Raw genomic sequence first — 25,014 nt, 5'->3', positions numbered from 1 at the left:
GGAAACGGAGAACCTGACATGACCACCAGCCAAACCCTCGAACCCGCGATCCGGGTGCAGGGCATCGAGAAGTCGTTCAAGGACCTGCGCGTTCTTCGGGGCGTGGAGTTCGACGTGAGGGCCGGCAGCATCTTCGCTCTGCTCGGCTCGAACGGAGCGGGAAAGACCACGCTGGTGCGGATCCTGTCGACGCTGCTGAAGGCCGATGCGGGCACCTCAATCGTCAACGGCTTCGACGTTGCCGCGGAGCCCGGCAAGGTGCGCGAGTCGATCAGCCTGACCGGCCAGTTCGCCGCTGTCGATGAAGTGCTCACCGGCAGGGAGAACCTCGTGTTGATTGCCAGGCTGCGTCACCTGAAGGGGCCGGGTGCGATCGCCGACGACCTGCTCGCCCGTTTCTCGCTCACCGAGGCCGGGAACCGCAAGGCGTCCACCTATTCAGGCGGCATGCGACGCCGGTTGGACATCTCGATGAGCCTGATCGGCAATCCGCCGATCATCTTCCTCGATGAGCCGACAACCGGCCTCGACCCGCAGGCTCGCCTCGAGGTGTGGCAGACGGTCAGGGATCTCGCCGCCGGCGGCACGACGGTGCTGCTCACGACGCAATACCTCGACGAGGCCGAGCAGCTCGCGGACCGCATCGCGATCCTGCACCAGGGTGTGATCATCCAGAATGGCACCCTCGCCGAACTCAAGGCACTCCTTCCGCCCGCCAAGGTCGAGTACGTCGAGAAGCAGCCCTCCCTCGAGGATGTCTTCCTGGCCCTCGTGGGCGACACCGGCCAGAGGGACACCGCAACAGGTGGCCGTGCCGACGGCCCAGTCACCGCAGAAAAGGAAACCCGATGACCACCCACGTCCTGGGCGACACCGGCGTCCTCACTGGACGCTCGCTGCGCCACATCCTCCGCAGCCCCGACACCATCATCACCACCGCGGTCACCCCGATTGCGCTGATGCTCTTGTTCGTTTACGTGTTTGGCGGTGCGATCAACACCGGATCCGGGCAGTCCTACGTCAACTACATGCTTCCCGGCATCCTGCTCATCACGATTGCCTCCGGTGTCGCGTACACCGCGTACCGTTTGTTCCTCGACATGCAGGGCGGCATCTTCGAACGCTTCGCGTCCATGCCGATTGCGCGCTCGAGCGTGCTCTGGGCCCACGTGTTCACGTCCCTGGCCGCGAACGTGGTTTCCGTCGCGGTCGTCATCGGCGTCGCGCTGCCCATGGGTTTCCGCACCGGCGCTTCGGTTGCCGCCTGGCTCGCTGTCGCCGGCATCCTGGTCCTCTTCACCTTGGCTCTGACCTGGGTTGCGGTGATCGCCGGACTCTCTGCGAAGACAGTCGACGGCGCCAGCGCGTTCAGCTACCCGCTGATCTTCCTCCCGTTCATCAGCTCCGCATTTGTGCCCACCAGCTCGATGCCCGGTCCCGTCGCATGGTTTGCCGAGAACCAGCCCGTGACCTCCATCGTGAACACCGTAAGGGCCTTGTTCGCCCAGGAGCCCGTTGGCGCCGACATCTGGATCGCCCTGGCTTGGCTTGGCGGCATCCTGGTCATCGCCTACGGGTTCGCGATCGCCAAGTACCGCCGCATGATCCGCTGAGGCGGGGCGCTGCCCACCCACCGTTCACCGTGCGCACGGCAACGGCGCCTGCTCTCCCTTGGCGCGCAGATAGGCGGTTCTGGTTTGCGGAAATGCACACCAGGGCCGCCTATCCGCTTTTATCAACGGTCCCAGGGAAGCGAACCCGCCGCCGGGAATGCCCTCAACCTGAGGGCAATGTTGCGCAGAACACAGTGGCGCGGTTATCGTTGCATCGTCAGGCGGAACGTTTCTGAAGTTCCTGCCGTCGCTCTAAAAATGGGCGAAATCCGGGTTCGCTGCCCGAAGACGAATATGGCCTTAGTTCTTTTTGCTGCATTCGAAAGTCACAAAAAATGTCTACAGTTTCCGCTGCCGTTTCCCGCGCCCTCCTAACCTGCACGTCCGAGATCTTCGGAGTCATGGGGAACGGAAATGCCCACTTCCTTGACGCCGCGCTCCGCACCGGGTTCCGCTTCACCGCGGTGCGCCACGAGTCGGCCGCCGTCACCGCCGCCGACGCCTACTTCCGCATCACCGGGAAGCCGGCCATCGCCACCACCACCTACGGTGCAGGGTTCAGCAACGCCGTCACCCCGCTGGCAGAGGCCGCCAAGGCCAGGATCCCGATGGTGCTGGTCACCGGGGACCAGCCCTCCACCGGCGCCCGCCCCTGGGACATTGACCAGGGCGCCATCAGCGACGCAGTGGGCGCCACGACCTTCGTGGTTGATGCGCGGCGCCCGATGGCCATAGCGTTCGAGGCGGTCGCCCACGCCCTGCGCGAGCGCACCGCGGTGGTGCTGTCGATTCCCTATGACATCGTTGCCGACGAAGCTGCCGAAGAGGGCCCGCTGTCGCTGGGCGACTTCGCGTTGGATCCCGGTTACCCGGCCGCCGCACCGCAACTGCTCGCCCAGGCGGCCGCCGCCCTGAACGAGGCCAGGCGTCCATTGGTTCTCTATGGCCGCGGGGCACGGCTGTCCGGTGCGGCGAAAGCAATTACCGCGCTCGCCGATTCCCTGGGGGCACTGAGCTCAAGCACGGTGCTCGCGCCAAACCTCCTGGCCGACCGCCACGGGGACCTGGGGATCGCCGGCGGATTTTCTTCCGGGGAAACCGCCGCCCTCATCCACGAAGCCGACGTGGTGCTGGTGCTCGGGTCCGGGCTGAACCAGTTCACCACCCGCTTCGGGGAGCTTTTCAACGCAGGCGCCCAGGTGATCCAGGTCGATGTCGCCACCGCCGCAACCAGTCCGCGGGTTGACGTGTTCCTCCAGGCCGACGTGGCAGCGGTCGCCGATTCCCTGCTGCCGCTGGTGCATCGGCGCGACGGCGGCCAGCGCTGGGTGGATGAGGTGGGCGACCGGTTGGAGCGGGTCAACGACCATGCGCCCGGCGACGAGGCGGCACCGGACGGATTGCTCGATCCGCGGTCGGTGGCGCGTGCCCTGAACACGATCATGCCCGCGGACCGCGTGGTGGTGCAGGACGGCGGGCACTTCATCGGCTGGGGCCCCATGTACTGGGATGTCCCCGGGCCGCATGCCCTGAACCTGGTGGGCACCGCCTACCAGAGCATTGGGCTGGGCCTGGCCTCCGCAGTGGGTGCCGGGGCCGCGGCACCGGAATCCACGATCGTGCTGGCCAGTGGCGACGGCGGCTTCCTCATGGGCCTGGCGGACCTCGAATCCGTCATTCGCACCGTGCGCAGCGGCATCGTCGTCATCTACAACGACGCCGCCTACGGGGCGGAGATCCACCAATACGGATCCATCGGGCTGCATGAGGGGCCCATGCTGATTCCCGAGGTCGACTTTGCCGCCGTGGCGCGCGGGCTCGGTGCCTCGGCCACGAAGGTGCGCAGCCTGGAAGACCTCGCCGGGTTGCGCGACTGGGTCGCAGCGGGGGCCGACGGGATCCATCTGGTGGACTGCCGCATTTCCCCGGATGTTCGTGCGCCGTACATGGAGGAAGTCCTGGAGGCCAACCGCAAGGCCGCCGGCGTTCGCGGTTGAGCCTTCCGGCCGCACCGGGCGGACCGGGGGTTTCGCCGACAGAAAAACCCCCGACTGGATAAAGTACCGACCTACCGGAAAGTAGGTTCCACCCCTAATGTGGGATGGTGCGACATTCGATCCGGACGGCCCTGGCCGCCGCAACACTCATCGCCTTGGGGGCGGCAGGTGCCCTCCCTGCGCAGGCGCACCCAACGGCCGAAGCACGGTCGATCTCCGTGCAGCCGCGCTCGGCAGCCCCCATTCCCTATGCCGAAGGGCGTGATGTCATGGCACCCTCCCTGCGTGTGGCGACGTTCAACGCCTCGCTGAATCGGCCGCAGCCCGGCCAACTTGCGCTGGACCTCTCCACCCCGCTGGACGGCCAGGCGCAGGCGGTGGCGGAGATCGTGCAGCGTAACGCACCCGACGTGCTGCTGCTCAACGAATTCGACTACGACCCGGAGGGTGCCGCCGCGGAAGGCTTCAAGCGCAACTACCTGGAGCGCAGCCAGGGCGGCCAGGATCCCATCGACTACCCCTACAAGTACCTGGCCCCTTCCAACACGGGGATCCCCAGCGGTGCGGACCTCGACGGGGACGGCATTGTCGGCGGCCCCGCCGACGCCCTGGGCTACGGGGAGTTCGAGGGCCAATACGGCATGGTGCTCTTCTCCAAGCACCCCATAGATGCCGCGAAGATCCGTACTTTCCAGAAGTTCCTGTGGAAGGACATGCCGGACTCGCAAATGCCGAACCGCCACTACGGCGACCTGGTCCGCGGCGTGCTGCCCCTGCCCAGCAAGTCCATGTGGGATGTGCCGATCACGGTGGGGGACAGGACCATCCACGTGATTGCCGCCCACCCCGCCCCGCCGGTCTTCGATGGCCCGGAAAAACGCAACAGGGCGCGCAACCACGACGAGATCCGGCTCATCAACGACTACCTGGGCGGGGAGGGCCGCGGCGAGTACATCTATGACGATTCGGGCAAGCGCGGAGCGCTGGAGCCCGGCAGCGACTTCGTGGTGCTGGGGGACTTGAACTCCGACGCCGTCTCTGGGGAATCCGATCCGTCGGCCATCACGAAGCTCCTCGGCAACCCGCTGCTGGTTGATCCGCTGCCGGCCGCTGCCGAGCGCACATCGGACCGCGAAGCCAGGGGTATTGCAGGCATTACCGGCAGCGCCCTGGGCACGGCCGACTTCGGGCGAGGAGCTGCGGGGGTGCTGCGCGTGGACTACGTGTTGCCCTCGGCGACGCTGCCGGCGCGGGGCTCGGGTGTCTACTGGCCGGGAGCCGGGCAAGACGGTGCCGGGCTTGTCTCCGGCTGGCCGCCGGCCAGCAGCGACCACCGGTTGGTCTGGGTCGATGTCACCGTGACCGGCTGATCCCCCGGCAACCAAGCGGCGACGGCCGGGCCCCCGGTGAAAATCGGGGCCCGGCCGTCGCGTTGCATGAACCGCTGCCGCGTGTGTTGGTTGTCCTGCCTGTCAGGAAACCTTGTGGTCGCCGGGCGACTCGACTGCGGAGGTCGGCGATTCCTCCGGGGTGCCAAGGCCTCCGGCCATGCGACGCCTGGAACGGCGCTGGGCCACGGCGTTGAGCACCCCGATCGCCACGGTGAGCCCGAGGGTGGCAAGCAACTGGGTGCGGGACGCCGGATCGAAGAGCGCCAGCACCACGATCCCGGCCAGCATCGCCAGCGCCAGGATCGAAAGGTACGGGAAGAGCGGCATCCGCACCGGCAGGTGGATGCTCGGATCCCTGTCCGCGCGCACGCGCAGGATGAGCTGCGAAAGCGCAATGAATCCCCAGGTGACCAGCAGCGTGGAACCCACGGCGTTGAGCAGCATCGGCATGACCAGGTCCGGGGCCACGTAGTTCATGACCACCGCGATCGTGCACAGGATCACCGAGGCGGTCACCGCAACGTATGGCGTTTTGTTCCGGTTGCGGACCTGGATGACCCTCGGGGCGATCCCGCGCTCGGAGAGCGAAAGCAACATGCGCGAGGCGGCATAGATGTTCGCGTTCATGGCCGAGAGCAGGGCGATGACCACCACCAGCGCCATGACGGAGTCGATCCACGGGATGTGCGCGAAGGTGAGCACCGCGACGAACGGGGAAGCGGCAAGCTCCGGCGAATACCAGGGCAGCACCGAGACCATGACCAGGGCGGAGCCCACGTAGAAGACCAGCACGCGGAACAGCACCCCGCGCACGGCCTTGCGGATGGAGGTGCGCGGGTCATCGCTTTCGGCCGCGGCAATGGCCACGATCTCGATGCCGCCAAAGGCGAAGATGACCATCAGCAGGCCGGCGCACAGGCCGACCACGCCATTGGGCAGGAAGCCGTCGTGGGCCACCAGGTTGGAAAGACCGGTGGCTTCGACGCCCGGCACCAGCCCGAGGATGATGGCCACGCCGATGCCCAGGAAGGCCACGATCGCGGCGACCTTGAGGAAGGAGAACCAGTACTCGAATTGGCCGAAGCGTGCCACGTTGGCCAGGTTGACGGCGGTCAGCAGGGCCACGAAGAGAAGTGACCAAGTGCCCTGCGAGACCCCGGGGAACCATCCGCCGACAATGGCCGCGGCACCGGTGGCTTCGGCGGCGATGACGATGACGCCCTGGATCCAGTAAAGCCATCCGATGATGGCCCCGGCGTTGGGGCCCATGGCCTTGGTGGCATATACGGAGAAGGATCCGGACGAGGGGTTCGCCGCAGCCATTTCGCCGAGCATGTTCATGATCAGGATGACCAGGAAGCCGGCCAGGGCGAAGGCCAGGACGATGCCCGGCCCGGCCACTGCAACGGCCTGTCCGGAACCAATGAACAGGCCGGCGCCAATGGCGCCGCCCAGGCCCATCATGGTGATCTGCCGGGTGCTCAGGCTCGCGGGCTTCGGGGCGGTTTGGGTGTTAGACATGGGCGGGGGCCTGACTGAGGGCGGAGATGACGGCGGTGGCGATGGCCGCGTTGGCTTCGGGGGACCCGATGGAGATCCGGATGCCGTCCCCGGCAAAGGCGCGTGCCCAGATGCCGGCGGCCCGTAGTTCCGCATCGACGGCCTCGGTGTCATCGCCGGTGGACAGCCAGATGAAGTTGGCCTGGGATTCGGTGACGGTGATTCCGGCTTCCCGGAGCGTGGCCAGCAGGGATTCGCGGGCGGTCACCAGATCGTCAATGCGTACTTGGAGTTCGTCTTCATGTTCCAGGGACAGCACCGCGGCGCGCTGGGCCAGCGCGGTGACCCCGAACGGGACGGCGGTCTTGCGCAGGTTTGCAGCGACCGCGGGAGGCGCCACGGCATAGCCGATGCGCAGCCCGGCCAACCCGTAGGCCTTGGAGAAGGTGTGCAGTACCGCGACGTTGGGGTAGCGGCGGAAGAAGTCCAGCCCGATGGCCGAATCGCCCGCGGTGTTGAAGTGGACGTAGGCCTCGTCGATGACCACCAGCACGTGTGCTGGGACCTTGGCCATGAAGGCGTCCACGGCCGCGGCGTCAACCACTGTGCCGGTCGGGTTATTGGGGTTGCAGATGAAGACCAGCGCGGTGCGCTCGTTGATGGCCTCCGCCATGGCGGCCAGGTCGTGGGCCCCGTCGGCATCCAGCGGAACCATCACCGGGGTGGCCCCGGCGACATGGGCGAGGATGGGGTAGGCCTCGAATGAGCGCCAGGCGAAGACGACCTCGTCGCCGGGATTGGCGATCGCGTGGATCAGCTGGCCGGCAACCTCCACCGACCCGGCTCCCAGGGCAATGGTCTCCGGTTCCACGCCGAGGCGGGCGGCCAGCGCGCCGACAAGTTCGGGGGCAGCGGCATTTGGGTATTGGTTGATGGTGCCCAGCTCGGAGGAAAGGCCGGCGATGACGGAGTCCAGCGGCGGATACGGGTTTTCGTTGGAGGAGAGCTTGAAGGCCTTCTGGGCCGCACCCGGTGTGGCACCCTGCCTGTAGGCGGGGATCGAGTTAAGGGAAGTGCGCTGGGCAAGGGTCATGGGTGGGTGCCTTTCGAAAAACAAGCTGCTCGCACGTCGCCGGTGACGCGCCTCACAAAAGCTACGAAAATGAGCTCCGGCCGGTCAAACGCCCGGCAAAAGACCGCACAAGTTGTACAGAAAGATCAGTGCGCGTGGTGGATCACTGGACATTGTGCCCAATATTTTTTCTAGCCGCATTCAGGGTACCGCCATTGCGCAGCGAGCTGCTTCGCAGGCGGTTGCCCGGCTCTGCGGGGGACTCGGGATTGTGCAGCGCTGCATCCCGCGCCAACGGGATGACCCGGTTCTCGAAGTGCGTTGCCAGCACGATGGAGGAGGCGGAGCGGCCCATGCCCTCGGTGGCGGAGATCGCATCGATGACCCGCTGCAGATCGGCGGTGGAGCGGGCCACGATCTTCACCAAAAAGTCGCTGGATCCCGAGACGGTGTGCAGCTCGAGGATCTCCGGGATCTGAGCGAGCTTCTCGGCCATCCCGTCGTGGCCCAGGTTCTGCTGGATCTGCAGCGAGCAGAACGCGGCGACCGGATAGCCCATTGCGGCTGCATCGATTTGCGGAGCGATGCGCGTGATCACCCCGGATTCATGGAGCCGGTTCAGCCGGTTTTGCACCGTGCCGCGGGCAACTCCCGGGCGCTTGGAACACTCCATGACCCCGATGCCGGGAAAGTCGGTGAACAGCTCGATCAGCGACACGTCCAACGAATCGATTCTCATGCGCCCCAGTATGCGGCTCCTGCCGCCTTGCGCGCGAATCGGCCGGAGGGCACAGGTTACGGTGGATGAATGGATGAGGGAATCTATTCCCGGCCGGCGGGCCGGCGGGCTGGCACCGACCTGGTCATGATGCTGCATGGCTACGGGTCAAACCCGGAACGGATGACGGGCTGGTTCGACGAGCTTCCGCCGGATGCCACCGGGGTGGCGTTGCGCGGGCCGATGGAGGTCGGAGGGGACCGGGGCTGGTTCCTGCTGGACTACTTCCTCGCCAATGACTTTGCCCGGGTGGTCTCCGCCGCACAGCAGGTGTTCGATTGGCAGGACAGGTATGCCCGCGGCTATCGCTCGATCAGCCTGCTGGGGCATTCGCAGGGAATGGCCATGGCCACCACGCTGCACCGGCTGCGGCCGGGAAGTTATGCCACGATCACGGGACTCAGTGGCTTTGTGCTCTCCAACGAGCTGCTTTCCCTCACCGACATCGTTCCGGAGCCCGGGGAAGCGGTTCCTTTTTTCTGGGGCAGGGACCCCTTCGACCTGGTGATCAACCCCGATGCCGTTGCCTATGCGGGACAATGGCTCGCCGAACACACGGCCCTGACTTCCCGCACCTACCCGGAGATGGGGCACGGCTTCGGTGCCGACGAGCGCCGCGACGTGCGCAACTTCTACCGGCACTACCTCGCAGCCAAGCCAACGGCGTGATTCCCGCCCGCTGCACGCACCATCAACCGGATGGTTGATCCGGCCGGGGGCGCATCCGGGCAAAGTGGATGGTGAGATGCGGCAAGGCCTCGTGCCCGAGGGCCCTGCCAGCACAACCGCCGTTTGCCCGGGCACCAGCGAAAGGAACCACAACGTCATGATGCGCCTGATGTACACCGCCTTTGTCTTTGGAATCACCGGGGTGCTCTCGGGCCTCTACTACCGCGCGCTGACCAAGGCCAGCGACTTCGCTGACCGCTCGGCCTCCCAGTTGCCGCTGGTGCACACCCACCTGTTGGTGCTCGGCTTCGTGTTCCTGCTCATCGTGTTGGCGTTGGAGCGGCTCTTTGCCATTTCCGCCGCCGCTCCGCGGGCCTTCACCTGGTTCTACTGGCTCTGGACTGTCGGCGTCGCGGTGACAGGCGGCATGATGCTCGTGAAGGGGACGCTCGTGGTGTTGGGCAAGGACGCGAGCTCGGCGGCCTTCGCCGGAATTGCCGGTTTGGGACACATCTCGTTGAGCGTTGCGGTCATCCTCCTGTTTGTTGCCTTGCGGGCGGCCCTCAAGGCCGCTGAAACCTCCGGGGCGGCCGCGCCGGCAAGCGCCGGCCGCTAGCCGAAAAAAGACTGGCTCCGGCACCCTGGGCGCGGAACCCTCCTGGCCAAGAGTGTTCCGTGCCGCAAGCGCATCAGCTTGAGGCTTGGCGCAGGCGACTGGATAGGGGGTGCGTTCGCTGGCTGCAACAGCTTGGTGTCCAGGGGAACTGAAGGACCCCTGGCGAAAAGGGCGGGGACGCCTCCGAAGGGTCGCGGCGACGGGGTTGGTGCCGGCCATCATGGAGCGCCTCCCCGCGACTTCGTCGGCTTTCTCGGTGACCCCGAAGCAAAACCACGGGCGGACTACAATCCATATGCGAATCGTCCCAATGGGGCCGCAATGGGTATTTCTGTTTACTGGATCACGGCACCTAGTGTGGAGGGTCACCGTTTGCAACACCCAGGAGCCCCCATATGTCAGCAGAAGCCCCCGTCCGTTCCGACCCGGGAGAGCCCGCGGGATCGATACGCGAAACGGCCGAAACGGCCGACTCGTTCGACACCGGTCCCCGCCGCAACCTGTGGGCATTGCTCGGCGGCCCGCTCGCCGGATTGGTCTTGGCCCTTGTCCTGCCTTCTAGCCTGGCCTTCGAGGGGCGGGCCGTTGCCGGATGCGCCCTGTGGATGGCCATCTGGTGGATGACCGAGGCAGCGCCGATCCCGGTGACCTCGATGCTTCCATTGGTTCTTTTCCCGCTGTTTGGGATGGACACCATGGAGAATGTCGCTGCCCCGTATGCCTCGTCCGTGGTGTTCTTGGTGCTGGGTGGGGTGATTCTCGGCCTGGCGACGGAGAAGAGCCAGTTGCATCTGCGCATTGCGCTTCTGACCATCAGGGCGATGGGAACGAAGCCAAGCCAAATCGTCTTCGGCATGATGCTTGCCTCCGCCTTCATCTCGGCATGGGTTTCCAATACCGCGACGGCCGTCATCATGGTGCCGATTGGCGTGTCCATCCTTCAGCTGGTGCGCAGCATTGACAAGGATGCCGTAGACACGAAGTTCGCCGCCTCAATGATGCTCGGCATTGCCTATGGTGTCACTGTCGGCTCGATGGCGACTCTGATTGGGCAGCCGCCGATGGCCCTGATGAAGGCCTATATGGCATCGGAGCTTGGATACGACATGGGATTCGGCCAATGGATGCTGGTGGGCGTCCCGTTTGCCGCCGTCATGCTGGTGTTGGCGTGGCTGGTCCTGACAAAATTGGTGTTCCGCAGCTCCATGACCGAAATTCCCGGCGGCGCCGATCTGATCCGCGACGAACTGGCCAAGCTGGGCAGGATGACGACCCCGGAACGCCGCGTTTCGGCCATTTTCGCGGCCGCGATCTTCTGCTGGGTGGCTGTTCCGTTCATTGCAGCCATTCCCGCGGTCGAGGCCGCGCTGCCGTTCTTGGGCAAGATCTCGGACACCCAGGTGGCGATGGCCGCAGCCATCGCATGCTTCCTGGTCCCGGCGCAGAAGCGTTCGGAGGCCAAGGGGTCTGCCCCGTTGCTGGGCTGGGGCTCGGCGCGCGATATCCCGTGGGGCCTGCTCCTGCTCTTCGGCGGCGGGCTCAGCCTGTCGGCCATGTTCACGCAGACCGGCCTCTCCCAGTGGATCGGCACTCAAGTTGGTGCCCTGCAGGGTATGCCGCCTGTAGTCATCCTGCTTATTGCGGCCATTGTTGGTCTGGGCTTGACGGAGCTGACCAGCAATACCGCCACAGCCGCTGCATTCTTCCCGATCATGGGCGCTGTGGCCGTGGGCATTGGCATGGACCCGGTGCTGATGACGATCGTGATGACGCTCGCGGTCTGCTCGGCGTTCATGCTTCCGGTGGCAACGCCATCCAACGCCGTGGCCTTTGGAACGGGAGAAGTCTCCATCAAGCAGATGGTCCGTGCCGGCGTCTGGCTGAACCTTGTGGCGATCGTGCTGATCGTCGTCACCCTGTACACGTTGTTGCCGCTCGCGTTCGGTATCTCGATCTGACACCCTGCTGATTTTTTGCGGGCCCGACAGGATTTGCTTCCTGTCGGGCCCTCGGCATTCCAGCATGGTGCTCCGCGGCCGACGGTGGCCGTTCCGGCCCTCGCGTTGGCGCCGGATCGATCGGCCACGGGGCACGGTCGGTTCGCGCCGCTTATGCCGAGCGAAAATTCCTTACGTCGATCCGCAATGTACCCATAGAGTGGGAACAGGATGAAAAAGAACCCCATTACCTCCAGTGTCATCGGCCCGGACGGCAAGCCCAAGCCCGGGGTGCAGAGCGCCGTCATGAAGGCCGTCAGTGTGCAGCGCCCGTTGGTCCTGGCCTATTTGCGCCGCCTGCGCCGCAAATACCCTGCCCACACCGCGGCGGAGCTGGCCAAGCTCGTCGAACGCGACTACCTGCTTGCCATCACCGGATCCGGTGCGGCGGTTGGTGCTACGGCAGCCATCCCCGGTGTCGGAACCGTCGCCGCCTTGGGCTTCTCCGCGGCTGCGACCGTCGGCTTCCTTGAGGCGAGCGCACTCTATGCGCAGTCGCTCGCCGAACTGCACGGCATCACCACCGAGGACCCGGACAAGGCCCGGCTGCTGGTCATGGCGATACTCATGGGCGATGAGGGAAGTTCGATGATTTCTGCCCTGACGCACCAGGTTGCGGGACGTGGCGCCGGACCCGTCCAGGGATGGGCAGCAATGTTCGGGGCCAACAAGCCCTCCAGCTTGTGGGTGACCATGCAGAAAACCATGCAACGAACGTTCCTGAAGAAGATGCTTGCCACCCAGGGGGCTTCGATGCTGGGGCGGGCGGTTCCCTTTGGCATCGGTGCGGCGGTTGGCGGATTCGGCAACCGGTTCCTGGGCAAGAAGGTCATCGAGGCGGCGTCCCTTGCCTTTGGCACCCTGCCCACGACCATCCCCGGCCAGTTGGTCAGCGAGGGCGAGCGTCTCGAGGCGCACGCCGAGGTCGAAGCCGGCATCGATGCTGAGCGTCGGCGTCGCACGGAGGGTATCGAAACCCCCCGGGAGTCCTAGCGAAAGCATTCGAAAAGAGACCCGATGGGGACATGAATCTCCTAGTCAAGTTTTTTTGGTGAGCTGCCGGGGATAGTGCCCTCCAGCGTCCATGGAGCTCGGCTCAAGGGTTTCGAAAGAGTGAGTCCGCAGTTGCGTTTTTGGGTTCTCGGCGAGCGGCTGCCGGGTGCATGCATGGTCCTTGGCGCCACCATGGTGCGGCACGAAAGTTTCGTCGACGCCTGCCGGCTCGTCCGATGTTGCGCAAGTGGTCGGTGCGCGACCGGCATGGGACGTGGTGCGGATCGATCGTCGCGCCACCTGCTGCATTGCATGCCTGAGGGCGGAGGTTCCCTGATCCTGGGAACCGGGTCGTAGTTATCCCTGTTCCGGCAGCGCCGCCTTCAACTTCTTTCGCGGTCGTCGTCCCTCGCCTTGGCCTTCCGTGCCTGGTGCCCTCGGGGCCGGAGCAGCGAGCGGATCGCAAATCCGAATGAAAGCCACGAATCTTGCCCTGCCTGACTCCCCGGGGTTCTGCCCACAGCGCTTCGGGGGTGAAGTGCGTCACGCTCGATGCCGCGCCTGGGGGGTTTGCCGGCGCGACGCCGATGGTGCCCTGGAGCACAATCCGATCGCTGACAAGTAGGGCTAGATACGTCGATCCGATGTGGCGTGTGTCATGGGACTAGTTTCGTCCAGCGGGAAGGTCTTTGCCTCAATTCTCATTATGCGAGAATTTTCCCTTGTATGAGCCGGGTTGACCCTTTTGAATGGAGCACTGGACCGCCAAGGGCGCCTTGGGTCCCCGGCGCGGTCTTTGGCCGCGGGGTTGGTCGAGCGGCATGAATGATAGGTGCTTTGTGGAAATGGACAAGGATGCAGATACGCAGGCCTCGCGGGCCTTGCGGATCCTGGGAGCGCTGGCAAAGGTGCCCCAGGCCAGTGTGAAGGAGCTGTCCGAGTCCACCCAGATTCCAGTCAGCACGGTGTACCGGATGCTGAGCTCGTTGGTTTCTTCCGGCTTTGCACAAAAGACCTCCACCCGGCACTACGGTGCCGGGCCTATCGCGGTGCAGCTTGCCGAGCGGTACCGGGATACTACCTTGACCACCGGTTCGGTGACTCCCTACCTTCGCCAACTGGCCGAGGATTCGGGGGAATTCGTGGCCTTCATGGTCGCTCACGGTGCGGAGGCAGTGTGCGTGGAGGCGGTGGAATCGCGTCACATGCTGCGCTGCTGCTACACCGTGGGCGCTTCGCAACCCCTGCTGCGCGGGGCCACAGCCACGGCGCTCCTGTCGCGGATGCCGCGGGACTCGCGCCACAGGGTCTTTGATCATTACCTGATATCGGACGACCAGAGGGCAGGCATCGAGCATGCCTGTGCGCAGGCGCTTGCCGACCGGTACGCGGTCAGCTCCGGCGAGCTCGATGCCGGGATCTGGGGCGTGAGCGCCCCGGTCTTGGACGGTGCCGGGGCGCTGGGCGGGGTGGTCACCCTGATGGCTCCGGCCGAACGCAGTGCCTACCGCACTGCGCAACTGATTAGACTTGTCCGCCGCACGGCGGACTCCTTAAGTGGAGGAATACGATGACTCGGAAAAATCCCGGGCAGTGGAGTGGCCGTCACGACGGCCCCGGTGCGGAAAACGCCCGCTGGCACAACACCATCACCGATTGGACGGCCGGCAGTGCAGCGGGATGCGCACTGTTGGGATTTGCCAGCGACGAAGGTGTGCGCCGCAACAAGGGCCGCGTTGGGGCGCAGGCCGGGCCGGATGCGCTGCGCGCGGCGCTGTCCTCACTTGCCCTGCACCGGCCGGTCGCGCTCTATGACGCCGGTGACGTGGTGGTCGAGGGACAGGAGCTGGAAGCGGGACAGGAACAGTTCGCCGCGGCGTTGGCATCCCTGCTCATCGACGGGCACTTCACCGTGGGGCTGGGCGGCGGACATGAGATCACCTTCGCCAGCTACGCCGGCGTGGCACGTGCCCTGGGCGCCGAAGGCCCGTGGAGCTTGGGCATCCTGAACATCGATGCGCACTTCGACCTGCGCGATGAGGACCGGGCGACTTCGGGCACCGGCTTCGCCCAGATCGCCCGGGCCGAAGCTGCCGCCGGACGCACCTTCCACTATGCGGCGGTGGGCATCAGCGAGGCGTCTAACACCAAGGCGCTCTTCGACCGCGCCCATGAACTGGGGGTCAAGACTCTGCTGGACACCGAATGCCATGTGGGAAATATCGACCGAGTGCGCCAATTCGTCGCAGAATTCGCGCAGTCGGTGGACCACCTGTACCTGACCGTCGACCTCGACGCGCTGCCGGCGAGCGTGGCCCCGGGCGTTAGCGCGCCGGCCGGGTTCGGCATCGGGCTGGAAGTCGTGCGGGAGGTCGTGCTGGCCGCCGCAGGCAGTGGAAAGCTCGTGCACGCCGACATTGCCGAACTCAATCCCGACTTCGACTTCGACCAGCGAACCGCCCGTACGGCGGCGCGGTTGATCAACGACCTGATCCTGAACCGAGGCTGAATATCCCATGGAAATCCAACTTAATCTTGTCCAATCGGCGGCGCTCGCGCTGCTTCTGCTCTCCCTGGGGGAGTGGGCCCGCCGCCGGGTCGGCTTCCTGCAGAAGTACTGCATCCCGGCCCCCGTCATCGGCGGCTTCTTGTTCGCGCTGCTTGTCCTGCTGCTACGCCAGACCGGCACCGCACAGATCGGGCTGGACACCTCGCTGCAATCCCCGGCCATGATCGCCTTCTTCACGACCATTGGCCTGGCCGGATCGTTGGCCTCCATTAAGAAGGGCGGCCGGTTGCTGCTGGTCTACCTGGTGGTCTGCTGGAGCTTGGCCATCATGCAGAACCTGATTGGCATCGGCATGGCCAACGTGGTGGGCGTTTCTCCGATGTTGGGCATCATGGCCGGCGCGGTGAGCCTTGAGGGCGGTCATGGAGCGGCTGCCGCATTCGGTCCGACTGCCGAGGCGATGGGCGTCGAGGGAGCCACCGCGGTGGCGATTGCCTCGGCCACCTTCGGCCTGGTCGCTGGCAGCCTGATGGGCGGGATGACCGCAAGCTTCCTGGTGGCGCGGCACAACGTGGAGATCCCTGAAAAGGCTGGTCTGCGCGGCAAGTTGGCCTTCGCCGGTGCCGTGGCCAAGAACATGACGGCAGGCGGCAGCTCGGACAGTGCCGACACCGCCGCCACTGCTGTGGCCGCACCGGGCGAAGAGGCCCCAGGCAAGAACGGGATCAACTACGCGAATCTGTTGACGGCCGCGTTGGTCATTGGCATCGTCATGGTGATCGGGATGACCTTGGGCGGTTGGTTGTCGGAACTGACCGGATTCTCGCTGCCGGCCTACGTCGGGGCGATGATCATCGCCTTGATCTTCCGCAACCTGAACGACAAGGTTGGCTGGGTCAAGATCGACGACGACGCGGTGGACCTGATCTCGAAGTTCAGCCTCGGCTTCTTCCTGACCATGGCCATGATGAGCCTGAAGATCTGGGAGCTGGCCTCGTTGGCCGGACCGTTGGTGCTCATCCTGCTGGTGCAGCTGCTGTTCATCCTGGCCTTCGCCGTCTTCGTGGTCTTCCGGGTATTGGGAAAGAACTACGATGCGGCCACCATGGTCGCGGGCTTCATCGGCCACGGCATGGGCGCGACGCCCAACGCACTGGCCAACATGGATGCGTTCAATTCCCGCTTTGGTGTCCGGTCGGAACGGGCATTCCTCATCGTGCCCTTGGCCGGTGCAGTGCTCATCGACATGGTCGCCCTGCCCTGGATTGTTTGGTGCATGAATTGGGTCGCCTAGCCCGGCGCTCCGGGTTCCCGGGATGAAGGGTGCGGGACACTCCAGTCCCGCACCCTTGGCCCGGTTGGCGGCCGGCATCGAAGCCGAACGCCGGCGACGCGGAACCATTCTCGAGGCCGGCGAGGAAGGCTAGCGCAGCAGGGCGTTGGCCAGGGTGAAGATGGCCAGACCGGCCAGGGAGCCAACCACGGTGCCGTTGATGCGGATGAATTGCAGGTCCCGTCCGACCTGAAGCTCGATTTTTTCGCTGGTCTCCCTGCCGTCCCAGCGGGCGACGGTGTCCGTGATCAAAGACGTGATCTGTCCGCTGTAGTTTTCCACGACATAGACCACGGCGTTCGCCACCCACCCGTTGACCTTGGCTGCCAGCCGGGCATCGTCACGCAGCCTCGCGCCGAGGTCGCGGATTGCCGCAATCATGGACCTGCGCAGCTCGGAACCGGGGTTTTCCATCGCGTCGACGAGTGCGGCCTTGATGGATGACCAGCTGGTGGCGGCCAATTCGCGCAATTGCGCATCGCCAAGGAGGGAGTGCTTCATGGCCTCGACCTTGGCAATCATTTCCGCATCGGACTGCATGTCCGCGGCAAACCTCTCCAGCCACCGATCGATGCTCGAGCGCATGGAATGGTGTGGGTCGCTCCGCACCGACTGTACGTACTTCTGCAATTCGCGGTGGAGCTTTTCACCCAGCAGCGTGTCAACCATCGCCGGGACCCATGAGGGCGAGCGCTCGGCGACCAGGGAAACGACCATCTCGCGGTTGTCGGCCACCCATTGCCCTGCCCGTTCGGCCAAAAGATCCACTGCCGGCTTGTGGTGGCCGTCGGCAACCACCCGCTCCATGATCCGGCCCAGGGTCGATGACCATTCGGGGGCAAGCATGTGCTTCTTGGCCAGGGATTCCAGCAGCGCCAGGACATCACGGTCATCCAGGACCTCGAGTGCAGCCCCGATCACTGTGGAGGCCTCTTGGGCCACCCGGGTGGCCGAGTCCTCCTTGGCCAGCCAGCCGCCGACAGTGCGCGAAACGTCGAATTGCTCCAACTTTGCGCCGACGACATCCCGGGAAAGGAAGTTCTCCTGGACGAACTGACCCAGGCTCTCGCCGATCTGGTCCTTCTTACGAGGGATGATCGCCGTGTGCGGGATCTTCAGCCCCATGGGGTGCTTGAACAGTGCCGTGACGGCAAACCAGTCGGCCAGCGCACCGACCATTCCCCCCTCGGCTGCTGCCCGCACATAATCGAGCCACGGATAGCGGTGCTGCAGGGCGAAGGCCACGGCAAAGATCACCGCCATGATGACCAGCAACCCCGTGGCGAGTCGTTTCATCTTGCGCAGTGCGACCGCCTTGGCGGCGTCGTTCACGGGGGCAAGGCTGAATCCGGTTGACGACATTGACTGCGGCTCCCTTGGCCTGGACATGCGGATGGAACAGGTTTCCACGATAGTTCACCCGGCAACGGGCGCGGCAAGCGGCGCGGGCTTCGGGCACGGCGGTAGCGTAAAAGGCATGCGAACCCTTGTCTACGCCCACCGAGGTTCATCGAAGGCCTATGCCGAAAACACGCGTGCCGCATACGTGCAGGCTCTGGCGGACGGGGCGGACGGCATCGAATGCGACATCCACCTGAGCTCCGATGGATTTGTGGTGTGCCATCACGATCCAACGGTGGACAGGACCTCGGACTCCAACGGAAGAGTCGGGGACAAGACCCTGGCCGAGTTGAAGTCACTTGATTTCTCCTCATGGAAGAACCCGCGGATTCCCGCTTCCCATGGGAAGCTCCATGAGCAATTGGTGACGCTGCGCGAATTGGTGGAGCTGCTGCAGGATGCCGGCCGCCCCGTCGGTCTCGCAGTGGAGATCAAGCATCCAAGCCCCTACGGGCGGCAATTGGAAGAAGCGATGATCGCCGAGCTGTCGGACATGGGGTGGCAACCTGAAAAATCCACGGTGGACGACATCTACATTTCGTTCATGAGCTTCGACCCCGGATCGGTGCGCTACCTGATGGAACGGATCCCGCAGGTGCATGTCTGCCAATTGGTCACCGAGGTCGACGAGGACTGGATCGACGAGCTGGTCAAGGCAGGGGAGAGCGACCGTGCAGGGGTGGCGGCCGTGTTGGCCAAGGCCATGACCGAGGGGGTGGAATTGCTTAATGCCGGGGTTCCGCAATTGGCGGGACCCGGCATCGCCTACATGCGCAAGCATCCCACGGTCACCAGTCGATGGCTGGCCCGCGGCGCAACATTCCGGGTGTGGACGGTGGATGATCCCGAGGACGCCAGTTATCTCGTTGGCCGGGGCGTCGCCCAGCTGACCAGCAACGTTCCGGCCCTCATCAAGGCACACCTCGGCCTGGCCTAGGGCAAGGGCGGGGTGGAACCGAGCACGGGGACGCGCAGGCGTAGACTCGCGGCGTGGAACAACAAGTGAACGCGTATTTTTTCGATACCTACCTGTTTGAGGCATCAGCCGCCGTCATTGCCACCGGGCGTGATGATGAGGGCGAGCCCTGGATTGCTGTCAGTCCGAACATCTTTCACCCGCGTGGAGGCGGGCAGATGGAAGACTCCGGAACGGTGGAGGGCCGCGAGGTCGCGGTGGCGCGCAGCGCGGACGGGATGGTGATCCTCACCGGTGCCGGGCAATGCAACGTGGGAGCCGTCGTGCGCACAGCGGTGGATCCGGAAACGCGGCTTCTGCACGCCGCATTGCATACTGCCGGGCACCTGGTGGGACTCCTGGGCGAGGAGCGGGGCTGGCGGCACAGCGGCCACAGCCATTTCCCGGGTCAGGCGCGGCTGGATTTCCATCCCGAATCCGTCCCCGAGGATCTCTCCTCCGCGTCCTCTCGCGAGCCGGTCATCGCCGAGATCCAGGAACGGTTGGAGGCGCTGGTCGCCACCGGGGCTCCCGTCACAAGCAGCATCGACGAGGCCGGCATTCGCTCCGTGGTGATCTCCGGGGTCAACGCGGAACCGTGCGGCGGCACGCACGTCCGCGATCTGGCCGCGTTGCGGGGCACCCGGATACTGGAGGCCAAGATCAAGCGAGGAACGCTCAAGGTTCGCTACGAGGCGACCCACGGCTGAGCCGGGCCCGGACGGCGCAACTGCGGGGGCACGGATCGTGTGGAGGCTGCGCCCGCGACTAGGCTTGATACCGTGACACTGCAACTGACTCCCGCCACCAAGACGGCCCTCTCGATCTCCGTTGCGACGGGTCTCTATGGGATTTCCTTTGGTGCCTTGGCCATTGCCGCCGGCTTGAACCTCTGGCAGACCGTGGCCCTGAGCCTGCTGATGTTTACCGGCGGCTCGCAATTTGCCTTCATCGGCGTGATTGCCGGTGGCGGCGGCCCCGGGCCGGCCTTCGGTGCGGCCACCCTGCTGGGCGTGAGAAATGCCGTCTACGGCATGCAGGTCAAGGCCATGCTCAGGCCGCGTGGACTGAAAAAGCTGGCTGCGGCACAAGTGACCATTGACGAATCCACGGCCACCGCCGCCGGCCAGACGGAACCCGACGAGCAGCGGCGCGGGTTCTGGGTGGCAGGAATTGGCGTATACGTCTTGTGGAATATCTTCACGGTGGTGGGCGCACTGCTGGGCGACGCCTTGGGCGACCCGAAGGCCTGGGGTCTTGACGGCGCCGCCGTTGCCGCATTCCTGGGCCTGCTGTGGCCTCGCCTGAAATCAGCGGAGCCCGTGGCCATCGCAGCAGTCTGTTCGCTGGCCACTGTCCTGGCGATCCCGCTGGTGCCGCCGGGCGTGCCGATCCTGGTGGCCGCCGTCGTTGCCGGGGTCTGGGGCTACTTTGGCCGCGGACCGGCCACCGAAGGACTCGAACCGGATGTCGAGCCGCACAACAGCACGAAGGGCAAGCGATGAACGAATTGTGGTGGTGGGTCCTTGCCGGCTGCGCCGCGGCCTACGCGATCAAGCTCATGGGGTACCTGGTCCCGGAGAAAATCCTCGAAAACGAGAAGGTGACCCGCGCCGCGGGCACCTTGACCATTGGGTTGCTGGCCTCATTGACCATCGTCAACACCGTCGCCAGCGGGACCAGCGTGGAATTCGATGCAAGGCTTGCCGCCTTGGCCGCCGCCGGCGTTGCGCTGCTGTTGCGGGCGCCGTTCCTCGTCGTGGTCATTGCCGGCGCGGGCGCGGCGGCCTTGGCGCGCTACCTGGGTTGGGGCTGAGCGAATCCCCGGGTCCCTGCCCTACTGTGGCGGGTCAGCGGCATAGACGAGCGTCGAGTAGGTGTTGCCCGGATCGAGCACGATTGACACCTTGCTGGGACGTGCTCCGGAGGTGACGGGGATGTCGACAGTGGCAATGTTTTTGTCACAGGGGACCGCCACTGCGCCCCCATGGTCCAGGGAGAGCTGCAACTCGCCCTCGCCCTGGCAAACTGCCACCACGGTCAGCCGGGTCGCATGGTAGTCACCGAGCTCCGCGATGGCCATGACCTCCGCATGGTCGGCCGAACCCATCCCCATGAGCACCCTGGCCTCGCCCGGAACCACCGCCAACAAGTCATCCAGTGCGGGAGCACCCAGGGCCACCGACTGTGGTGCGGGCAACGCAGAACATCCGCACACGACGCCCAGCATGCACAATGCCGCACCGATCCCTACGATTTTTCCCAAGATCCGGTCCCCCAAGCTTTGTCACGTGGATCGAGCCTTGCAGAGCCCTTGGTCCTTGGCAAGGAAAATGCCTACCGATTGCACTGAAAGTCTTTTTGGGGTGCAGGCAAGTGACATGTCGGGGCCACGGTGGCAAAGTGGAACCATGATTGTTGCCTTTTCCGTAGCTCCCAGCACCGACAACACCGACGGGTCGGTCCACGATGCGGTGGCAGCCGCCGTCAAGGTGGTCCGGGAATCGGGCCTGCCCAACTCCACCTCGTCGATGTTCACCGAGCTGGAAGGCGAGTGGGACGAGGTCATGGATGTGGTCAAGCGCGCCACGGAAGCCGTGGCCGCCTACGGCTCGCGCGTCTCCTTGGTGCTCAAGGCCGATATCCGCCCGGGCTACAGCGGGGAGATCACCGGAAAGATCGAGCGTCTGGAAAAGGCCATAAGCGAGCAGGAGTAGCAAGCATGGACACCTCCGCGACCTCCGCCAGCCCTGTCGACGTCGACAAGTTCCTGGTGGAAAAGCTGCTGGCACCGGAGCCGGAAATGGCGGCGGCACGTCGGCGTGCCCACGACGCCGGGCTGCCCCACATTGAAGTCAGCGAGGTGCAGGGGAAGTTCCTGATGTTGCTGACCCAGATCGCCGGTGCCAAGCGCGTGCTGGAAATCGGCACGCTAGGCGGCTACTCCACCACCTGGCTGGCGCGCGGAGTCGGCCCCGAGGGGCACGTGACCACCTGCGAATACGAGCCGCTGCATGCTCGGGTGGCCGCTGACAACCTGGCAGCCAGCGGGGTCGAGGACAGGGTGGAGATCCGCATCGGCGCAGCCCTCGACACCCTCGACTCCCTGCTGGCCGAGGACGGGGAGCCCTTTGACCTGTTCTTCATCGATGCCGACAAGGAAAACAACGCGCACTACATCGACCTGGCGATCATGTTGGGCCGTCCCGGCAGCGTCATCGTGGTGGACAACGTGGTGCGCGAAGGCGCCGTGCTGGAAGAAGGGGATCCCCTCACCGATGCCGGTCGCCTGGTCAACGGCGTGCGGCGGGGGATTGACGTGCTGGGTTCCAATCCGCGCGTGGATGCCACGGCCCTGCAGACCGTGGGCGTCAAGGGCTGGGACGGGTTTGCCGTGGGGATCATCCGCTAGCAGGTCCCGGTGCGCCGTCATCCCCGATGGCGCCCCTTGATGTGCATCACGGCTTTCGTCCCCCGGCCCCCGAAGCACATAGGCTTGCCCCTGTGACTACAGAGCCCTACGCCATTCGCCTTGCCGTACCCGAAGACATCCCCGCCGCCCTTCAGATGAAGCTGCAGGCGTGGGAAGAGACCTATGGCAGCCAACGTCCGGAATCCTTCTTTGCCAACGCCCGCGCTTCCCTCGAGCAGCAGGGCGACTGGTGGATCCGCGGACTGGCCCAGGGCGCCGAGCTGTGGATCGCCACGAACCCCGCCGGGGACATCGTTGGAATTGCCGGAGGCGGGCCGGCTGCCGAGGACGATGCCGACACCGGGATCGACATCGAGCTGCAGCTCCTCTACGTCCTGGCGGCCGAACACGGGACCGGGCTGGGCCGGCGGCTGCTTGACACCGTGCTGGGGGAGCGCGCCGCCGTGCTCTGGGTCCTCGAGCACAACCCGCGCGCCCAGGCCTTCTATGCCAAGCACGGATTCGATGCCGACGGCCGGATGGAACCGCTGGCCGACGACTGGAGCGGACTGAACGAAATCCGCATGGTCCGCCGTGGCGCACACCGTGGCTAAGGGCAGGAACAAGCGCGGCGGCAACCTCGCCACCGCAACAGCCAACACGCCCGCTGCACCGGAAGACGGCCCCGTCGAGGGGATCTACCCCATCGACACCGGCACCGCGGAACTGGAACGCGACCATTATTCGCCCACCGGCTGGCTGCTGAGGATCAACGACGTGCCGTCATCGCACGTGGATCTTGCCGCCCCCGGGCACCTCGACTTCGAGTACATGCGCTGGATCGCCGCACTCATCCGCTCCCGCTTCAACCCGGGGCAGATCGAGGCCCACGGGCACAAGCTCCGCGCCCTGCACCTGGGCGGCGGCGCCTGCTCCATGGCGCGCTGGGCGTCGGTGACCTACCCCAACGCGCGCCAGGTCGTGGTGGAGCTGGACGGCAAGCTCGCCGCGCTGGTGCGCGCCTGGTTCGACCTGCCGCGCGCGCCGCTGCTGCGCATCCGTGTCGGGGAGGCCGGAGCCGTGCTGGCAACGCTCACCGACGCCACGCGCGACCTGGTGATCCGCGACGTCTTCGCCGGGGACCAGACCCCCAGGGACCTGACCACCCTGGCCTTCACCGCGCATGCGGCCCGGGTGCTGGATGAGAATGGCCTGTACATCGTCAATTGCGGGGACACCCCGGCATTGGAGAACGCCCGGCGCGAGGCGGCCACTATCGGCGCGGTCTTCAAGCACGTGGCCATCGTGGCCGACCCGACCATGCTCAAGGGCAGGCGACACGGCAATGTCATCATCGCCGGTTCCAACGCGCCGATCCCCGCGGGTCCGGAGTTCATCCGGGAACTGCTTGGCGGCGGAGTCCCTGCCCAGCACTGGGACGATGCCACGGTGCGCGCCTTCGCGCGCCACGCCACCGCGGTGTAGCGCGGCCGCAGCCCCCCTGGTGCGGCAACGGGTGCCCGCCGGCCGCTATAGGCTTGGGGTTCGCGGGGCCTTTCCCGTACCGCGGCACCCACCCCCCCCACCCACGTTGAGCAGGAGCGCCAGCACCGCCATGAACACCCCCGCAACAGTTTCCTGGACACACGACGGCCTGGAAAAGGCGGCGCTGTGGTCCTCGGCCAATGACGCCCCGCCGCCCAAGGCCATCGTTGAGGTCGACGACTCACTGGGAGCCGACGACGCCTACCGGATGGCGACCAACGGCACCGGCATGCTCTTCACCGGGGACTACCATAACGCCCGCCAGCTGCTCAGCGCCATCGCCCGCCGCATTCCCGCCGGCGGCAAGGCCAAGCGCACCGCCGCGGCACCCACGACCGCCGAGCGCTTCTACAAGTACCGCCAGGCACGCACGCACCGGGCGCGGATCCTGTCGATGCTGCTGGTCCCGGTGGGCCCCGGCCCGGCCGTTGCATTGCGCCGCGCCCCGGATGTCACCGAGGCCTGGACCAATGCCTTTGGGCAGGTGGCCGAACCAGTGGTGGTTTCCCTGCAGGAACTCCTCGGTGCGATCGGCGCCCAGCAATGGCGCACCACCGGGCTGCACGTCGCCGCGCTGGATGCGAAGATCCACCCGCACTACGGTACCTTCGCCCCGGTGCGCGGGGAATACCTGGACCTGGTGGCGCGGGCAGAGCTCCCCGGTCTCGGCCGGGCGTTCGACATCGGAACCGGCACCGGCGTGCTCGCCGCCATCCTGGCCAAGCGCGGCGTCACCGAGGTCATCGGCACCGACTCGCAGGAGCGCGCTGTCGCCTGCGCGCAGGCGACCTTCGCCTCGCTCGGGCTGGGGGAGCGGGCACGCGCAGTGAAGCAGGAGATGTTCCCCGAAGGAAGGGCCGATGTGGTGGTGTGTAATCCGCCATGGCTGCCGGGAACCCCGCAGACACTGCTTGACTACGCGGTCTACGACCCCAAGTCGGCGATGCTGCGGGCCTTCCTCGCGGGGTTGCCCGACCATTTGGCGGAGGACGGGCAGGGGTGGCTGGTCATCTCGGATTTGGCGGAGCGGCTGGGGCTGCGCACACGCGCGGAACTGCTGAGCTGGATCGAGGGTGCCGGCCTGGCGGTGCTGGGACGCGAGGACACCGTCCCCGCCCATGGGCGCGCGGCCGATGCCTCAGACCCGTTTCACGTGGAACGCTCGGGCGAGGTCACCTCGCTGTGGAGACTCGGCGTCAAGTAGCCATTTCCCGCGAACGGGGGGACAGCGAA

25 protein-coding genes are annotated in these 25,014 nt (G+C 65.8%); 20 read left to right on the top strand and 5 right to left on the bottom strand.

Annotated features, from left to right (window positions below; genetic code table 11):
- Positions 1–18 precede the first annotated feature (18 nt).
- The 4 genes from ACIPUB_RS08190 (at position 19) to ACIPUB_RS08175 (ending at position 4,980) form a co-directional block, all read left to right on the top strand.
- Positions 19–852: an ABC transporter ATP-binding protein gene (locus ACIPUB_RS08190; protein WP_407606941.1), complete on the top strand. Its 834-nt coding sequence runs from the start codon at positions 19–21 to the stop codon at positions 850–852.
- Positions 849–1,613: an ABC transporter permease gene (locus tag ACIPUB_RS08185; RefSeq protein ID WP_407606940.1), complete on the top strand. Its 765-nt coding sequence runs from the start codon at positions 849–851 to the stop codon at positions 1,611–1,613. Before ACIPUB_RS08190 ends, ACIPUB_RS08185 begins: the two co-directional genes overlap by 4 nt.
- A gap of 335 nt (positions 1,614–1,948) precedes the next feature.
- Complete coding sequence (locus tag ACIPUB_RS08180) at positions 1,949–3,610, top strand: thiamine pyrophosphate-binding protein (protein ID WP_407606939.1); 1,662 nt, start codon at positions 1,949–1,951, stop codon at positions 3,608–3,610.
- Positions 3,611–3,714: 104 nt separating this feature from the next.
- The gene (locus ACIPUB_RS08175; protein ID WP_407606938.1) at positions 3,715–4,980 is read left to right on the top strand and encodes an endonuclease/exonuclease/phosphatase family protein; all 1,266 of its coding nucleotides are present in this window, start codon (positions 3,715–3,717) and stop codon (positions 4,978–4,980) included.
- Positions 4,981–5,082: 102 nt separating this feature from the next.
- Here the strand turns inward: ACIPUB_RS08175 and ACIPUB_RS08170 are convergent, their stop codons facing one another.
- The 3 genes from ACIPUB_RS08170 to ACIPUB_RS08160 form a co-directional block, all read right to left on the bottom strand.
- Entirely contained in the window at positions 5,083–6,522 is a 1,440-nt protein-coding gene (locus tag ACIPUB_RS08170; RefSeq protein ID WP_407606937.1) for an amino acid permease, read from the bottom strand.
- Positions 6,515–7,594 (bottom strand): histidinol-phosphate transaminase, encoded by a 1,080-nt coding sequence (gene hisC / locus ACIPUB_RS08165; RefSeq protein WP_407606936.1) that lies wholly within the window; start codon positions 7,592–7,594, stop codon positions 6,515–6,517. The genes ACIPUB_RS08170 and hisC overlap by 8 nt, the downstream gene beginning before the upstream one ends.
- Before the next feature lie 142 nt (positions 7,595–7,736).
- Positions 7,737–8,312, bottom strand: a complete 576-nt coding sequence (locus tag ACIPUB_RS08160; protein WP_407606935.1) for an Lrp/AsnC family transcriptional regulator — start codon at positions 8,310–8,312, stop codon at positions 7,737–7,739.
- 69 nt (positions 8,313–8,381) lie between these two features.
- On the opposite strand from ACIPUB_RS08160, the gene ACIPUB_RS08155 reads away from it, so the two are divergent.
- The 7 genes from ACIPUB_RS08155 (at position 8,382) to ACIPUB_RS08125 (ending at position 16,429) form a co-directional block, all read left to right on the top strand.
- Entirely contained in the window at positions 8,382–9,020 is a 639-nt protein-coding gene (locus ACIPUB_RS08155; protein ID WP_407606934.1) for an alpha/beta hydrolase, read from the top strand.
- A 157-nt stretch (positions 9,021–9,177) separates the two neighbouring features.
- On the top strand, positions 9,178–9,636 hold the full coding sequence (locus ACIPUB_RS08150; RefSeq protein WP_407606933.1) for a DUF2871 family protein: 459 nt from the start codon (positions 9,178–9,180) through the stop codon (positions 9,634–9,636).
- A 395-nt stretch (positions 9,637–10,031) separates the two neighbouring features.
- Positions 10,032–11,594 carry an SLC13 family permease gene (locus ACIPUB_RS08145; protein WP_407606932.1) on the top strand — a complete coding sequence of 521 codons (1,563 nt, stop codon included), beginning with the start codon at positions 10,032–10,034 and terminating at the stop codon, positions 11,592–11,594.
- Between the two features lie 210 nt (positions 11,595–11,804).
- Positions 11,805–12,626 carry a hypothetical protein gene (locus ACIPUB_RS08140; protein WP_407606931.1) on the top strand — a complete coding sequence of 274 codons (822 nt, stop codon included), beginning with the start codon at positions 11,805–11,807 and terminating at the stop codon, positions 12,624–12,626.
- Positions 12,627–13,471: 845 nt separating this feature from the next.
- Positions 13,472–14,200, top strand: coding sequence for an IclR family transcriptional regulator (locus tag ACIPUB_RS08135; RefSeq protein ID WP_407606930.1), 729 nt, complete (start codon positions 13,472–13,474; stop codon positions 14,198–14,200).
- Complete coding sequence (gene hutG, locus ACIPUB_RS08130; RefSeq protein ID WP_407606929.1) at positions 14,197–15,135, top strand: formimidoylglutamase; 939 nt, start codon at positions 14,197–14,199, stop codon at positions 15,133–15,135. The genes ACIPUB_RS08135 and hutG overlap by 4 nt, the downstream gene beginning before the upstream one ends.
- A gap of 7 nt (positions 15,136–15,142) precedes the next feature.
- Complete coding sequence (locus ACIPUB_RS08125; protein ID WP_407606928.1) at positions 15,143–16,429, top strand: sodium/glutamate symporter; 1,287 nt, start codon at positions 15,143–15,145, stop codon at positions 16,427–16,429.
- 129 nt (positions 16,430–16,558) lie between these two features.
- On the opposite strand, the gene ACIPUB_RS08120 is transcribed toward ACIPUB_RS08125, so the two are convergent.
- Positions 16,559–17,830, bottom strand: a complete 1,272-nt coding sequence (locus ACIPUB_RS08120; protein ID WP_407606927.1) for a DUF445 domain-containing protein — start codon at positions 17,828–17,830, stop codon at positions 16,559–16,561.
- A 115-nt stretch (positions 17,831–17,945) separates the two neighbouring features.
- Between ACIPUB_RS08120 and ACIPUB_RS08115 the strand changes: the two genes are divergently transcribed.
- The 4 genes from ACIPUB_RS08115 to ACIPUB_RS08100 all read left to right on the top strand — a co-directional run bounded on the left by ACIPUB_RS08115 (position 17,946) and on the right by ACIPUB_RS08100 (position 20,640).
- A complete protein-coding gene (locus ACIPUB_RS08115; protein ID WP_407606926.1) occupies positions 17,946–18,806 on the top strand; it encodes a glycerophosphodiester phosphodiesterase in 861 nt (286 codons plus the stop codon).
- Positions 18,807–18,859: 53 nt separating this feature from the next.
- Entirely contained in the window at positions 18,860–19,534 is a 675-nt protein-coding gene (locus tag ACIPUB_RS08110) for a hypothetical protein (RefSeq protein ID WP_407606925.1), read from the top strand.
- Between the two features lie 72 nt (positions 19,535–19,606).
- The gene (locus tag ACIPUB_RS08105; protein ID WP_407606924.1) at positions 19,607–20,329 is read left to right on the top strand and encodes an AzlC family ABC transporter permease; all 723 of its coding nucleotides are present in this window, start codon (positions 19,607–19,609) and stop codon (positions 20,327–20,329) included.
- Positions 20,326–20,640 (top strand): AzlD domain-containing protein, encoded by a 315-nt coding sequence (locus ACIPUB_RS08100; RefSeq protein WP_407606923.1) that lies wholly within the window; start codon positions 20,326–20,328, stop codon positions 20,638–20,640. Before ACIPUB_RS08105 ends, ACIPUB_RS08100 begins: the two co-directional genes overlap by 4 nt.
- 21 nt (positions 20,641–20,661) lie before the next feature.
- Here the strand turns inward: ACIPUB_RS08100 and ACIPUB_RS08095 are convergent, their stop codons facing one another.
- The gene (locus ACIPUB_RS08095) at positions 20,662–21,090 is read right to left on the bottom strand and encodes a hypothetical protein (protein WP_407606922.1); all 429 of its coding nucleotides are present in this window, start codon (positions 21,088–21,090) and stop codon (positions 20,662–20,664) included.
- Between the two features lie 145 nt (positions 21,091–21,235).
- Here ACIPUB_RS08095 and ACIPUB_RS08090 point away from each other — a divergent pair, with 145 nt between their 5' ends.
- From ACIPUB_RS08090 to ACIPUB_RS08070, 5 genes are all read left to right on the top strand, one after another.
- Positions 21,236–21,541, top strand: coding sequence for an MTH1187 family thiamine-binding protein (locus ACIPUB_RS08090; RefSeq protein ID WP_407606921.1), 306 nt, complete (start codon positions 21,236–21,238; stop codon positions 21,539–21,541).
- 5 nt (positions 21,542–21,546) lie between these two features.
- On the top strand, positions 21,547–22,236 hold the full coding sequence (locus tag ACIPUB_RS08085) for an O-methyltransferase (protein ID WP_407606920.1): 690 nt from the start codon (positions 21,547–21,549) through the stop codon (positions 22,234–22,236).
- 92 nt (positions 22,237–22,328) lie between these two features.
- A complete protein-coding gene (locus tag ACIPUB_RS08080) occupies positions 22,329–22,850 on the top strand; it encodes a GNAT family N-acetyltransferase (RefSeq protein WP_407606919.1) in 522 nt (173 codons plus the stop codon).
- The gene (locus ACIPUB_RS08075; RefSeq protein WP_407606918.1) at positions 22,843–23,721 is read left to right on the top strand and encodes a spermidine synthase; all 879 of its coding nucleotides are present in this window, start codon (positions 22,843–22,845) and stop codon (positions 23,719–23,721) included. Before ACIPUB_RS08080 ends, ACIPUB_RS08075 begins: the two co-directional genes overlap by 8 nt.
- 130 nt (positions 23,722–23,851) lie before the next feature.
- A complete protein-coding gene (locus ACIPUB_RS08070) occupies positions 23,852–24,985 on the top strand; it encodes a methyltransferase (protein ID WP_407606917.1) in 1,134 nt (377 codons plus the stop codon).
- Positions 24,986–25,014: the final 29 nt, after the last annotated feature.

This window comes from Paeniglutamicibacter sp. ORCA_105 (assembly GCF_045798545.1).
Lineage (GTDB): Bacteria > Actinomycetota > Actinomycetes > Actinomycetales > Micrococcaceae > Paeniglutamicibacter > Paeniglutamicibacter sulfureus.
The sequence above is the reverse complement of the archived record's forward strand: the minus strand, read 5'-3'. Positions and strand labels throughout refer to the sequence as shown.